The sequence below is a fragment of the Streptomyces sp. NEAU-174 genome (assembly GCF_052665095.1).
In genome coordinates this window covers 23603-36379 of sequence record NZ_JBQTCE010000038.1, presented here as the reverse complement: position 1 = coordinate 36379, position 12777 = coordinate 23603, and the positions used below count along the sequence as shown (strand labels likewise).

Annotated in this window: 12 protein-coding genes and 2 pseudogenes; 9 read left to right on the top strand and 5 right to left on the bottom strand. The window is 64.7% G+C overall.

What is annotated here, in order from left to right:
• Together ACT2CW_RS49605 and ACT2CW_RS49600 are read left to right on the top strand one after the other, a co-directional pair.
• The coding region (locus ACT2CW_RS49605; protein ID WP_445521378.1) for a hypothetical protein at positions 1 to 224 on the top strand (224 nt) is incomplete at its 5' end.
• A 194-nt stretch (positions 225 to 418) separates the two neighbouring features.
• A pseudogene (locus ACT2CW_RS49600) lies at positions 419 to 604 on the top strand (hypothetical protein); the annotation flags it as partial.
• A 142-nt stretch (positions 605 to 746) separates the two neighbouring features.
• On the opposite strand, the gene ACT2CW_RS49595 reads toward ACT2CW_RS49600, so the two are convergent.
• Together ACT2CW_RS49595 and ACT2CW_RS49590 are read right to left on the bottom strand one after the other, a co-directional pair.
• The gene (locus tag ACT2CW_RS49595) at positions 747 to 1271 is read right to left on the bottom strand and encodes a hypothetical protein (RefSeq protein ID WP_445521377.1); all 525 of its coding nucleotides are present in this window, start codon (positions 1269 to 1271) and stop codon (positions 747 to 749) included.
• A gap of 399 nt (positions 1272 to 1670) precedes the next feature.
• Positions 1671 to 2675: a hypothetical protein gene (locus ACT2CW_RS49590; RefSeq protein WP_445521376.1), complete on the bottom strand. Its 1005-nt coding sequence runs from the start codon at positions 2673 to 2675 to the stop codon at positions 1671 to 1673.
• 448 nt (positions 2676 to 3123) lie between these two features.
• On the opposite strand from ACT2CW_RS49590, the gene ACT2CW_RS49585 reads away from it, so the two are divergent.
• The 7 genes and pseudogenes from ACT2CW_RS49585 (at position 3124) to ACT2CW_RS49555 (ending at position 8558) form a co-directional block, all read left to right on the top strand.
• Positions 3124 to 3822 carry an RNA polymerase sigma factor gene (locus ACT2CW_RS49585; RefSeq protein WP_445521375.1) on the top strand — a complete coding sequence of 233 codons (699 nt, stop codon included), beginning with the start codon at positions 3124 to 3126 and terminating at the stop codon, positions 3820 to 3822.
• A gap of 108 nt (positions 3823 to 3930) precedes the next feature.
• Positions 3931 to 4216, top strand: a pseudogene (locus ACT2CW_RS49580) (zinc-binding dehydrogenase); the annotation flags it as partial.
• 263 nt (positions 4217 to 4479) lie between these two features.
• The gene (locus tag ACT2CW_RS49575; RefSeq protein WP_445521374.1) at positions 4480 to 4812 is read left to right on the top strand and encodes a DUF6313 family protein; all 333 of its coding nucleotides are present in this window, start codon (positions 4480 to 4482) and stop codon (positions 4810 to 4812) included.
• Positions 4809 to 5075 carry a DUF6313 family protein gene (locus ACT2CW_RS49570; RefSeq protein WP_364011053.1) on the top strand — a complete coding sequence of 89 codons (267 nt, stop codon included), beginning with the start codon at positions 4809 to 4811 and terminating at the stop codon, positions 5073 to 5075. Before ACT2CW_RS49575 ends, ACT2CW_RS49570 begins: the two co-directional genes overlap by 4 nt.
• Positions 5076 to 5271: 196 nt before the next feature.
• Positions 5272 to 5520 (top strand): helix-turn-helix domain-containing protein, encoded by a 249-nt coding sequence (locus ACT2CW_RS49565; RefSeq protein ID WP_445521379.1) that lies wholly within the window; start codon positions 5272 to 5274, stop codon positions 5518 to 5520.
• Between the two features lie 278 nt (positions 5521 to 5798).
• Positions 5799 to 6155, top strand: a complete 357-nt coding sequence (locus tag ACT2CW_RS49560) for a hypothetical protein (protein WP_445521373.1) — start codon at positions 5799 to 5801, stop codon at positions 6153 to 6155.
• 954 nt (positions 6156 to 7109) lie between these two features.
• Positions 7110 to 8558, top strand: a complete 1449-nt coding sequence (locus ACT2CW_RS49555; protein WP_445521372.1) for a UDP-N-acetylmuramoyl-tripeptide--D-alanyl-D-alanine ligase — start codon at positions 7110 to 7112, stop codon at positions 8556 to 8558.
• 296 nt (positions 8559 to 8854) lie between these two features.
• Here ACT2CW_RS49555 and ACT2CW_RS49550 read toward each other — a convergent pair whose 3' ends face one another.
• The 3 genes from ACT2CW_RS49550 to ACT2CW_RS49540 all read right to left on the bottom strand — a co-directional run bounded on the left by ACT2CW_RS49550 (position 8855) and on the right by ACT2CW_RS49540 (position 12740).
• Positions 8855 to 10111 carry an ATP-grasp domain-containing protein gene (locus ACT2CW_RS49550; RefSeq protein ID WP_445521371.1) on the bottom strand — a complete coding sequence of 419 codons (1257 nt, stop codon included), beginning with the start codon at positions 10109 to 10111 and terminating at the stop codon, positions 8855 to 8857.
• A 31-nt stretch (positions 10112 to 10142) separates the two neighbouring features.
• The gene (locus ACT2CW_RS49545; RefSeq protein WP_445521370.1) at positions 10143 to 11279 is read right to left on the bottom strand and encodes a peptidogalycan biosysnthesis protein; all 1137 of its coding nucleotides are present in this window, start codon (positions 11277 to 11279) and stop codon (positions 10143 to 10145) included.
• Positions 11280 to 11462: 183 nt separating this feature from the next.
• Positions 11463 to 12740: an MFS transporter gene (locus ACT2CW_RS49540; RefSeq protein ID WP_445521369.1), complete on the bottom strand. Its 1278-nt coding sequence runs from the start codon at positions 12738 to 12740 to the stop codon at positions 11463 to 11465.
• Positions 12741 to 12777 lie beyond the last annotated feature (37 nt).

Genomic DNA, 12777 nt, shown 5'->3' with positions numbered 1-12777 from the left:
TGTCGTCCACTCCTCGGCCCACGGTTATCGCCGATACGGACGTGGACCCCGCTGCGGTTTACCAGCGCGAGACCGAGGTGGTCGAGGTGTCCTGCTGGGCCCTGGACCACGCGAAGCTCGCGGATGCCGTATGCCGGCTGGACGCATTCGCTGATGAGGACTACGGCCATGTGCCACGGCCCGACCCGGCCCTCGCCGCCGAGCTCGAAGAGCACTTCGCGTAGCCAGCAGACAGCGGCGAAGGGCACCGACTCGGCAGCATGCGGCCGAAAGCCAGAAGATGAAGGCCACCCGGAATCTCCCGGGTGGCCTTCGTGCTTCGCACGCCGGAGCGGGCCTCCCCTTGACGCCATTGCGCGGCCGTCGCTGGCCGAGGAGATGACTTGAGTGCTGCGTCATACTGGTCTGCATGTCCGCCATGCCTGCTGCCGAGCCGTCGCCGTCTGCTGCCGAGGTGCTGCGGGAGCGGTATGCCCGCAGGCTGCCTGCCTCGCTCGGCGAGCTGGCCGGGCCGGCGCACGGCACGGTGCAGCTGCCGCTGCATGTGGCCTGGTCGGGACTGACACGGTTCGATCTTGACCGGCCACGGTCGCGGATGAGCATGTAAGCAGACACCGCCACCCTGCGCGCCTGGGCCCGGGACTGGTGCGACGACCTCACCCGGCGCCTGCACGAACATCCCACCGACGACTGACACGCGGTCGCGCCGACGAGAGGCGGACGGCATACAACGCCCAGCGGCCACGTCAGGTGACGCGTGTGGCGGGTTCACCGCGCAGCAGGTCGGGGCTGGTATCGGCGATCGCGAAGGCCCGCCTGAGCCCTTCAACCAGTGGCCGGTCGATGTGGTAGAGCCGGGCCCGCTCATTCCGCTGGAGCAGCCGGGACGCGTCGGCCGGGCCGACGCGGCGCTGTACCGCCGGGATGCTGGTGAGGGTCCCGCCGATCTTCGCCTTCGTGATCGGGGTGGTCGGATGGTCGGCGAAGTGCCGCTGCACTTCGTCGAACGAGGCGGTGCCGCCCAGGTCCGTGATCCGTCGCAGCACCGCGCGGGCCCCGGGTATCAGGGAGGCGATCACCTGGAAGAGTGCCTGCTCGCTCCAGCCGTTCCCGATGTCGTCGCCGCTGAGGTCCTGCGGGCCGGGGCGTGGGTCGAGGGCTGGGGGTTCCGGCCAGTCGTCAGGGGTGACGGGGCGCAGTCCGTAGGCGGCCTGCACGGCGGCTATCGCCTGCTCGTAGGTGTCCGTCTCGGTGTTGATCGTCAGCCGCACGACGCCCCCTTCGTGATCGCTGCCGGCATTCTTCCTCAGGCCGGTGATGTGCCTGCTCTGCACACCGGGCTCGAGGCGGCTATAGAGACAGCCACCTGTGGAGGTGAAGCCCCTGAGGTGAAGCTCACCACCGTGTCCGGCCCGGCCACGGTGGTGAGCCAACAATGATGATGCGCCGCCGTGGCCACCGGGCTGGCCACGAGCAGTCTCCTCGCCTACGGCCCTGCGCCTAAAAAGGAACCTTCCCGGCGCGCTGAGCCCTCGGCGCGCCGGGAGAACCCCAGCGCGTGGACCAGGCCACGGATGGCGGCGAGGCCCGCGCCACGCCGGCCCCCCGACCCTCACAGCCCCGACAGGCCCCGTCGGGGCTGTTCTACGTCATCCGCCACGCATGGGTGCTCAGCCGTCAGCGCGGCATCCTGGCATCGACGGAAGCGGCGCCTCACCTGTGATCTTGCTGATCCGGTGCCGGATCGCCGCGAACATTTCGGCGCGGTCCCTGACGGGGTAGTCGCACCGGTCGTAGCGCAATTGAAGCGTGGCGGTACGGTCACGGGATTTGAGCAGTACCAGGCCGAGACTTCTCCCCGGCTCCAGGTCACGGTGCCCGGACAGTTCCAGCGGTAGGCCGTGCTCAGGGTCGGTCAGCGCCTGCACCAGCTCGGCTCGCCGCAGACCGGTGTCGGAGAAGTGGTCCAGCTCGAGGATCCACCACTCACCCAGCCTGGCCTCGTGACCGGTGACGACTTGAGGAACGGCAACGGTGTGCAGGAGACCGAGACGGCGCAGCAGCCCGCTGGGGAGCCAGGCGGCATCGCGCCAGGTGGCCTCGTAGAGGAGCGGCTGGCGATCGGCCTCCCACTGCTTCTCGTAGTCGGTCCAAGTTCCTTCGGCGCGCCAGCAGGCTTCTCCGCCAGCGTCCTCGACCCGCCGGGCGAGGGCGGCCTCGGCCTTCTCAAAGGCCCGTCGGGAGGGGCCGGACAACGTGAGGCTGGTGGTCTGTCCGAGGCGCCGGAGTTCAATACCCCGCTCGGTCCGCCGACAGATCCGGACCCCGTTGAGACCGTAGATCTCATCAGGTCCGGGCTTGATCGGCATGCGGCACGGTAGCAGTCCGCACAGCAGGCTCTCGAGGCTCGCGTTGCTTTCCAGACTCAGCCGCAGGCCGCCCGTGGTGGGTTCGACGTACTTGATGCCGAAGGGGTACTCGAAGAAGTTCTGACGGGAGCTGAGGACCTGGTAAAAGACCTCGGACTCGAAGAGGAGCTGTTCCTGCTCGGCCGGTGCCGGGACGAGCGGGCATCCCGGAGGCAAGGCGGCGACGACATCGCAGGCGAGCTGGCGGGGAGCCCCGGTGTACAGCGCGTACGTGCGGGCGCGGTTGCTGATCTGGGTGGCCGACATCGGCGGAAGCACCTTTCACCCACCTCCGTCGGCCCGCGGAGCGTGAGGAACAGGTACTGCATCGGAAGTGGAGGTTCGAGGGTGCTACTGGTCGAAGCCCTGCTTCTTCGCCTCCGCCTTGAACCGGTGGGCCGAGGTTCGCGGTAGGAGCAGCAGACCGATGCCGCAGGGGCCACTGTATCTCCGGCGGATGAAGTGGACCGTGTGCCACGCTGGTGACGCAGAGGCTCCTGGTCAGGCGGCTGGCGGCTGGGCTGTGCAGGCAGCCTCTTTGGGCGGGCTGGTCCAGCTGCCCCAGCACCGGTCGCATTGCTTCGCGAGAGAGCCTCCGGCAGCTGAATCCCAAGATGGTCGGAACTCGTTGTCGTCCAAACACCGCCCCGCACGCACGAACATGGTGATGGGCCGATCGCCGGATGGTCGGTCCCCACCCCGAGGGGAAATGAGCGTGAACGAGGACGTGTCGCCGGACTGCCTGGGCTGCTCCGACGAGCCGAGCCGCCAGGAGGCGGTGTTCCCGAAGGATCCGGGTGGCGATACCCGTACCGAGTCGCCGGTCGGCCTGTACACCGACCCCGCGCGGTGGTGCCGACCCTGCTGGAGCCACCGGGACCCGTTCGACCGGTTCCACCTGCTGTACGGCCGACGTCTGCGGAGCTACACCCTCAGGATCCTGGGCCACCTCCCGCTTGGCCAGCGTGAGATGGCCGTGGACGATGTCACCGCGGAGGTCATGGAGGCTCTGTGGAAGCAGCGGGAAAAGCTCATGGTGCCGGAGCGCGCCATGTACCGCATGGCCAAGCGGATGGCCTGGAAGCGGTTCCCGATCGACCCGAAGGAAGTGCCCGCCGACCTGTTGGAGGCTGAGGAGGGCGCCGAGGATCCGATCGACGCGTTGGTCGATCGGATCCTTCTGGAGGAGGAGTTCGCCAAGCTCCCGGAGAAGACTAGGCATTACCTCTACGAGCACCAGGCGCTCGGTAAGACGGCTGAGGAGGTGGCGGCCAGCTACGGCGTGGCCAAGGGCACGGTGACCCAGAGCGCTCGGCGCGGCCTGGAAGCGATGCGCCCGGCCTTCCAGTACTTCAGTCTCGCCCGGGCCATCGCCGACGTGATCATCCGGTGGATCTGTCACTTGCTGCTTTGATGATCGGCGGGTTCGGCGGCGTCGCGTTGCTCCAGTCCGGGCGGGCGCCGGCCAGGTCGAATAGCGGCCTGTATCCATCGGGTCCGGGGCCGGGTTCGGTGCCCGGCGAGCGTGATCGGCGGCGAGATCCTCGAACGCTCCACCGCACTGTCCGCCCCGGCGGCACCTGGTCCCCATCGCCGAGCCGGTCACCGTCCGTCCTCGCGACCGGCGAGCCGTCTTCTTCGTCGTCGAACCCGACCGGGCTCGCCTGGCCGACCTCGCCCAGCGGCTGCGGGACGGCCGCCTCAAGCCGATCGTCGGCGCCGTCCGGCCGCTCGCCGAGGCAGCCTCCGCGTTCACGCCGGACAAGCGCACCCCCGGCAAGACGATCACCGCGTCACCGAAGAGTTAAGAGGTCGCTTTCTCCCGCCGTTTCATCGGAACCTGTCGACGCCTACGCGCTCCGGTGTACGCCGGACCCGCGAGAACCGGGCGTTTCCTGATATTGTGCCTGGTCTCTACGTTGGGCAGCTGTGTTAGGCAGTTGTGTTGGGAGTGGGACCGAGAGTCGCTACCTTTCGGGATATGGCGATACCTCCGACTCCTCCGCTGCCTCCCCCGCCCCCGGATACCTTTTGGGAGCGGCTGCGCGATGCGAAGAGGTCCCTCGCTCGCTTGAACCGGCCGACCTACTGGCTGGTGACACGGGGATCCTTATGGCTCGCCGCCTTCAGCCTGATCTACCTGTGCGGCGCGGCGCTGCTCGGATGGACTCGCGCCTACGAGGTGCTGATCGGGATCACCTCGCCGGCTGCGACGCCGGCGCCGTTGATGGGATGGATGCTGTCGCTCGTGGGCTGGCTGATGGTGCCCTCATTCGTAGGTGGAGTGACCGGGTATCTGGTGAACAGACAGGTCGACAGGCGACGCGTTGACTCCGAGGAGGACTTCGAACGCCGGATTCGGCACCAGCTCGGGCTGCCTCCCCTGGAAGGGGGCGGTAGGTGAGGACGCTGACCGAGCTCTATCACGAAGGGGGCGAGGCCAAGCACTTCGCAGAGGACTTCGCACACCGTGTCCACGGCGGAGACTGGGTCCAGGCCAAAGACCACTGGACTCGCGTAGTGGAGCACGTCTCCAACACGGTCAAGGAACTGGACACCCTCTCGCCTCGGGCGGCCGCCCGGAAGGCCGAAGACCTCGCGCGTACCTTATGTCTCAGCCTGGCCCAGGCAGACAGGTGCTGGGCTTGTGTACTCGCGCTACGGTGAACAGGTGACGGAGAAGGCGCCGGCAGAACAGGTCATCCGCGAGATGATCGCTGCAGCCTGCCCGGAAGCGTCTGATCAGACCGTTCGCGAGACAACCGCAGCCGTCCTCGAGGTGGGCATGCACCGGGCGCCCACCGCAGAGGACGCCGAGGTCTTCCGCCGCCGGTTCGCCGCCGCGCTTGGTGGGCGCAAGTCCATCCCCAGTACGCGCAGGGCGAGGGGCGCGAGGAAGCAGGCCAGTGAGGCCGCGCGCAATCGGCTGGCCGCAGACCTGAAACGCCGTTACGACGCGGGCGCCTCCATCCGGGAGCTTGCCGAACTGACCGGGCGCTCGTACGGCTTCGTGCACCGCATGTTGAGTGAAGCCGGCGCCGACATTCGAGGCCGAGGCGGCGCGACCCGGCGGAACCGTCCGGCACCTGCCGACACCGAGAGCGGCCAGTAGGACAACAGCCCTCGCCCACGCACTCTGACGGCAAGTTGGCGAGCTGGTTGACGGTCGCGGCGTGCATACGCACCAGGGAATAACCAGGACGGCGTACTGGGCGGGCCGTTCCTCCCCGCGGTTCGAGGCCCGCGAGCGGCTGTCCGGCCCGCTGCTGACGGCAGCTCTGGCCGGAGCCACTGTGCGCTCAGCCCTGGGCGGTTTCACCGCGCCGGGCGAGGTCTTGGCGGCCGGAACGGCGGCGAGGCCCGCGCGCCGCGCCGCCGGTACTCGACGGCTTGGGGCCTCTATGGGCGTTTTCCCGGGCCGAGGACACACCGGACGCCGCCGACGCGGTTCGCCGGGCGCTGCCGTGTGAGGACTGCGGGCAGGAGCGGGCGGCCGGGCTGTGTGAGGCGTGCGGCTACCGGTGCCGGACCGAGGCCCTGACGGTGGAGGTCGGCCTGGTCGCGGCCGCCTGGTCCGCTGATCTGGACGATGCGGAGGCCGTCGCCGCGATCGCTGCCCGCATGAGGGAGGCTCTGGAGACCGACATCGCCGCCGCCCAGCGCGCGTTCTTGGAGCTGGTGGAGCCGGGCGAGCTGGACTCGGACCCGGGCGCGGCGGCGTCCGCGCTCGCCTTCTCCGCGCTCTAGGCGGTGCAGCAGGCGGCACCGGAGTACCGGCGATGCGCCCTGGCGATGCTGGGCCAGACCGAGGAAGCCGAGGCAGAGGCGCGCCGGGCGTACGGGACTGAGCAGAAACGCCGCTGGTTCCGCGCGAACCCGAACGGCGCGGACGCGGTGGCCGCCGCGACGAAGGCCGCCGACACCGCCCGGCAACGCACAGCCCAGTACCTCCTGGCAACGCAGCTGAAGCAGTTGCGCGAGCAGACAGCGGCCCGTGCGGACACGGCCGTGCCCGTGCCGTGGACGGTCCGGCTGCTCCGAGCTCGCCGCCCGGCCCCTCGATGGCGACACGACGAGGGCGATGGTCCCGTGGCCTCCGAGCTCGGGCGGCGTCGACCTCGCCCGCCCGGCCCTGGTCTCCGCCCGAGAGTAGGCGAGGAAGAACGGCGCCACCCGCAAGAGGAAGAGGAAGCCGAGGGCGCGCCGGCCGGGCCGATACGGCGCTGTACCGCCTGGACGCTGGTCAGGGTCCAGGCATCTATGCCGTAGTGATCGGGGTGGTCGGATGGTGGGGTCAAGCGCTGCTGGACTTCGTCAAGCGAGGTGGTGTCGTCCGGGTCGGTGATCCGCCGCAACAGTGCGCGGATTCTGGGCACCAGAAGGGCGATCATCCGGAGGAGTGCCGGTTCGCTCCGGTCGCTCCTCATGTCGTCGTCGCTGAGGTCCTGCGGGTTGGGACGGGGCGGGGGCTGGTGATTCCGGCCAGTCGGCATGGGTGGCGGGATGGAGGAATGAGTTCTAAGCCATGGTCGTGTAGCCCGGTGTGCAGGGAAATCGCTGGCTATACATGCGCTGGTGCTTGCAGGCACTGATGCCTCGTCAAGTTGCTTACAATGGTGGCAAGTAGACGTATCGTCCGTGATATTGTGTCCGCAGCGTGTTTCCTTGGGCCGCTGTCAGACTGAAACTGAAGAGGAATTAATGATCCATCTCGCCGATCTACTGGCATCCACATCCTCTGAAGTTGCCTCAATGGGGTCGAGCCGGTTTTCTGCAGTGTCAATCAACAGTAGCGAGATGCCTCAGGATGGGCTTTTTTTCGCTATTCGCGGGAACAGGGACGGTCATGATTTCGTACTCGACGCCGTTAGAGCTGGTGCAGCGGGAGTAGTGGTCGAGCGAGATGTGGAAGACATCCCTAAAGGGGTCACCGTAATTAAGGTGCCTGACACTCTAAAAGCTCTCCAGGATTATGGCGCGGCGATTCGCCAGACGTCCTCCGCGCAGGTCGTGGCAGTGACAGGCAGCGTGGGAAAAACCACAACGAAAAGCATGGTGGCCCATGTGCTCGAGTCCCGATTTGACGTTCTGAGCAGCGCCAAAAGCTACAACAATCATCTGGGAGTACCGCTCAGTCTCTCGCGACTGGAGGCTCACCACACGCACGCAGTGGCCGAGGTAGGCACCAATCATCGAGGAGAAATCTCCCGCCTCGCCCAATTGGTGAGCCCAGATGTAGCTCTTGTCACGAACGTGGGTTTCGCACATCTCGGGAATTTTGAATCCCGGGAGGAATTGGCCGATGAAAAGACTGACCTCCTTCGGCACGTAAAATCCGGCGGGTTCTTGGTGATCAACGGTGACGATCAGTTGCTGTGTGATGCTGCAGACCGGCAGGAGGTGGCAGCGGGGGTTAAAACTGTTCGTGTCGGGCTGGGGGCAGGCAATGATATTCGCGCGACCGAGCTGCGTTATGACGAACGAGGAACAACCGGGACTATCAGTACGGATGGTGAATCGGTTGCCTTTAGGATCGACCTCGCAGGGCGCCATTTCGTCTACGCCATGCTGTTTGCGCTGGCTACTGGCCGCATCTTCGGTATTTCTCTTCAAGACAGTGTGACTGCGGTGGCCGACTTCGTCCCACCTCAGGGCAGAGCATCTATGAAGCAGGTGACCGAGGACCTCACCGTACTTGACGACAGTTACAACGCGAGTCCTGACGCCACCCTGGCTGCCCTTGACCTCCTAGGTGAGATGACAGCGGATACGCGTGTTGCTGTTCTGGGGGAAATGCGTGAGCTTGGCAGCTGGTCGGACGAGCTGCATAAACTGGTTGGAGAGAAAGCCGCAGCGTCGGCCACCCATCTGATTGCGGTAGGCGACGGTGGCCGGAAGCTGATTAGCGCTGCGGAGGAGCAGGGGCTTGAGTTCTCGCAGAGCGCCATGTCTGCTCGTGACGCCTACCTCATGACCCAGGAGATCGTGGCCAACGCTCCGGGACGGTGCGTCGTACTAGCAAAGGGGGCCCGGTTCATGCATATGGAGCGGGTTCCGCTCGGCTTGTCGGGGACCAATGTTCGTTGCTCCCTGGAATTGTGCACCAAGTACATCCACTGCCAGGACTGTGCGCTGCTGGAGAAAGCATGAATAGGCAATCAGGTTCCCCACTGACCGATCTCATGATCAGGCGATGCGGAGGGGGACACTATTTTACGACGCAAAACTGCGACCTGTGTCTCGCGCTGACGGAGAAGGAGTTCCCTGCCAGGCCAGGTGATTGCATTTCGTGTGGCGCTCTCTGTAATGGAGCTGGCTATGGATGCAACTCGCCTGATCCCTTAGAGCTTCCACAAAGGGAACGATAGGGAATTTTCTGCACTCGTTGAACAGGCGGGGAGCCATGAGAACAAGCTCCCCGTCTGTTCTCGTGTCCAGTTAGCTGGCTATTCATCTACTATATCCAGGAATACGGCCTCGGCAGCCTTTGTAGCGTTGCGGTAGGATTCGCTCCGGTTCTTCCCGGTCGCCTGGACGTAAGCTACTCGGCTGCTGTTGGAGTCGATGACGTGGCTCACATGTTCTCCGATGGCCGCATAGAGGCCCGCAGATCTGCAGGTGCCCTGGGAACTGGCCTCCTCAAGGCCTTTCACTCCGACGAGCCGACCAGTCGCCGGGGCGGTGATCCTGAGCTCAGTGACAGCCCCCTCGATGATGGGGTGTTCTGGCTTCTTACCTGTGATCTTGGCCAGCACGTAGTCGGCGAGTCGGCTCGTGGAGAGGTAGCTGACTGCCTGCTCCATGCCGGCGCCGAACAGCCGCGCGTTGAGTTCTACCACGCGTGGCCCATGTGGCGTGAGAACGAACTCCAGGTGGAAGGGGCCAAACTTGTAGTCCAGGGCGTGCAGCGCCCGCTGGACGAACACGTCTGCCTCAGGGTGTGGGCGTTCGCTGGCGAAACGGAGGGCGATCTCTACAAAGTGTGGGGGTGCCGTCATGATGCGGTCTGAGTATCCGAAGATGGTCAGCTCATCGCCGTCGATGAATCCCTCCGCGCTGTACAACGGGCCCTCCAGATACTCCTCAAACAAGAGCTTCCGTTTCGGCTGTACGCCGCGGCCATAGGGGCGTGTCAGGTGCCGCTGGGCAAGGGCTTGGGCTTCGCTGTCACAAGAGACAAGTGCTACATCCCAGCTGTAGGCACCATCCACCGGTTTGACGACGCAGGGGTAGCCGATCGGTGAGCTGAGATCCTCGGTGTCGGCAGGGAGAACCGCCCAGCGCGTGTCGTCGGCTCCCGCTTCCTGGAGGGCTCTGCGGGCGCGTGCCTTGTCGCGGTTGATGCCCGCGCCGTCGGGAGAAGGGCCCGGCAGCCCGAGCGTGAAGGCTACGTGTGCTGCCACATGCACGAAGCTGTCGACCGAACTGTGTACGCCGACGACCTGAGAGTCCAGGGCGGCAAGCATCTGTAGGACAGAGCGAGGGGATGTGCTGTCGGTGCTGAGCCAGCTGTCGACCAGGTGATCGAAGTGACTCTCGTAATAGGAGTGGTTCCGTGTGACGACGGCAGTCCGGTATCCTTGAGCGCGCGCTGCATGCAGGAACTGTTCACTGGAGGATTGCAGAGGATCTCCTGCGGTCGGTAGAGAGCGGGCGCCGCCGGGCAAGGTATGCAGTTCGATCATTACGATCCAGGGGATCATGGGGGCTCTCTTTCGCAGATATTTCGACGTTTCAGGAGCTGATCTCGGCCATCAATTCGCTGCGGAGCGCGTGGGGGTTTCCCGGGACTTCTACCTTGAACTCGTCCCAAGTCCGCTGATTGTGTTCCCTAGCTGCTTTGCTTGGCTGTGAGGTTACCTCTCCAGTTGCAAGGCCCCAGAGGGGGCGGATTATTGCACCGCGGCGGGCCTTTGCTTGCAGTGTCCCGATGCCAAGGTGGAGACAGTCGAGATTTTCTCGATAGGCCATTTCGAGTGGGCGATAATAGAATAGTTCGAAGTATTCGGATGAGCTTCTTTGACTATGGTCGAAACCGAATGCCCGGCCCGCCATCATGCTGGCGGTAGAAAACGTCAGGCCACCCGCAACCATCTTGCTTTCTTTCCAGCAGGCGTGAACGGTGCCGGTATCACCGCACGCCGCTGCCTGGCCTTTCATCAGCTGGGCGATGAACTCGTCGCTGACGTCGTGGCCATGGCTTCTCTCGTGCGACGCCACAAGAGGGGAGAAGGTCTCCCAGCTTCGACTGAAGGGAATGGACGCAGTTGTGTAGCCAACCGCATTGAAAGTCCGGCGGTCGCTCTTCACCTGTCGACGCTGGCTGCTCGACAGTGAGCTCAGGTAATCATCGAAGTCGACTCCCGGCAGCTCTATGGTGCAGTCTCCGGCGAGGATCTTCGGGAAGAGGGTCTCAGTCCTCTGCATGAGCTGCCTGGTGTCTTCGTCGTTCAGATACAGCCACCATGCACGGCCGTCAGACTCGTTAGACGCGATACCGTTCACTGTGTCCAGGAGGCTTCGGAGTGCAGTCTCCGCCCGCGGATGGGCTCGGTCGAGGAGCAGGCTGTTTGAGTTGCCGCGGCGATTTCCCACGATCAGGGTCGGCGAGCCACTGAGCCGACCCTGATGGGCTTCCGGGAAGATAACGTCAGGCTGGTAGCGAAAACTCAGCTCCTTGTGGACGAGGTAGACGGCTGCCGCAGCCACGAGTCTGCCGGAGTCAATCACTTGGATATAGCGAGCCGACGAGTTAACGTCGTACTGCTGATAGCGGGCCCAAGCATGGCCCGAGTAGAACACCCCGCGCACGAGAGCATCCCAGCGGGGTGGATCGATGTCATCGATATCATGCGAGATGATCGTCTCCACGGAACCGGTCCTCCTTCGTAAAAAGGTGAGGATCAATCAGTCGGGTCTGGGCGGCCGGGCCTTCGGCACGGAAAACCGGACCAACGGCAAGCAGCAGCCGGACACCACACCACTGCTTGTGAGCGTGCCGTGGACCGGTCGCAGGCCCGTGTCAGCAGTTGGGGAGGCACCACACTGTCCGGGTTACGACGGAGTCGCCTCGGTGTGCGGGGCTGGGGGAGGATCTGTCGTCGCTGCTGGTGCTGTTGCGCGTCGGTGCGCCCAACTCGCCGCGGCTGCAGTAGTCAACCCGGACAGAGTGAACAAGCAGGCGAGCAGGACCCATCCGAGTTCGCCATTCTCAAGTACGACGAGCGTCAGCAAACTGGGTGCCAGAGCACGAATCGTGCCCGATCCCAGCCCGAAAGCGCTTTGATAGACGCCTTGGGCCTGGTCAGGCGCCAGGTTGAAGCTGAAACAGAACTCGCCGGATGTCTGCAGCAACTCGCCCAGGGTGTGAACGCAGGCCCAGACCACGAGGACAAGCAGTGCCGTCCAGGCCGTGAGATGTCCCGAGATTGCAATCGGTACGCACGATATGGCGAGGACAAGGCCTGCGCTGCGGGTCATTTGGGCGGCTGCCGGCACATTACTGGCGTGTCGGCCCACTCTCACTTGGAACAGCACACACAGAACCGTGTTGATCACGAGAAGCAGAGACAAGCCCCATGCTGGGGCCTCGGTGTGTTCGACGACCCAGAGCGGCATGGCGAACGAAAGCACGGTGACGTGTAGTGACAGAACACCGTTGGTCACCGCAACCGCCATGTAACCCCGATCGCGCAGAGGGGCCACCAGCGACACGTGGGATCGAGTCTTCTCTGAGCGAGCTTCGGTCCGGCGCTTCACGACAGGGATCCGCGATACGCAGATGGCAGCGAGCACGAAGAGGACTCCATTGCCGGCTATCAGTGCCGCGTAGGCCGCCGTGGTGTCCATGCCCAGAGCAACCGCCGCGAGAAGGCTGCCGATCCCGAGCCCCGCATTAGTGCTCGTTCTCAGTTGTGCGCGTCCCACGACCCGCTCGGCCGGCTCACTGATGGCATGAATAAACGCGCCTGCAGTTCCAGAGACACCACGCTCTGCAACTCCGCTGAGAACTGCGATGGTGACAAACATGGCGTAGGTGTCGACAATGGTGAAAGTGAACATCGAGGCTGCTTGCAGGAGTAGCAAGAGCACGTAGATGTTCTTCACTCCGAAACGGTCAGCAAGGCGGCCGAAAGGCACCATGAAGGCCAGCCCGACAGCTGTGGCAATGCCAAGACCGGAGGCCACCTGGGCAGCCGACAGGCCGATTCCCCGAGTAAAGTACAGTGCGCTACCTGCGAGATAGAGACCAACGCCTACTGTGTTGATGAAATTGGCGTAGGCGAAACGCCGAAGTCCAGGTGCTGATGGGAGCAAACCAATACCGGCCATCAAATACCGTTCGTCGGGAATTGGGAGGCGAGAGGCG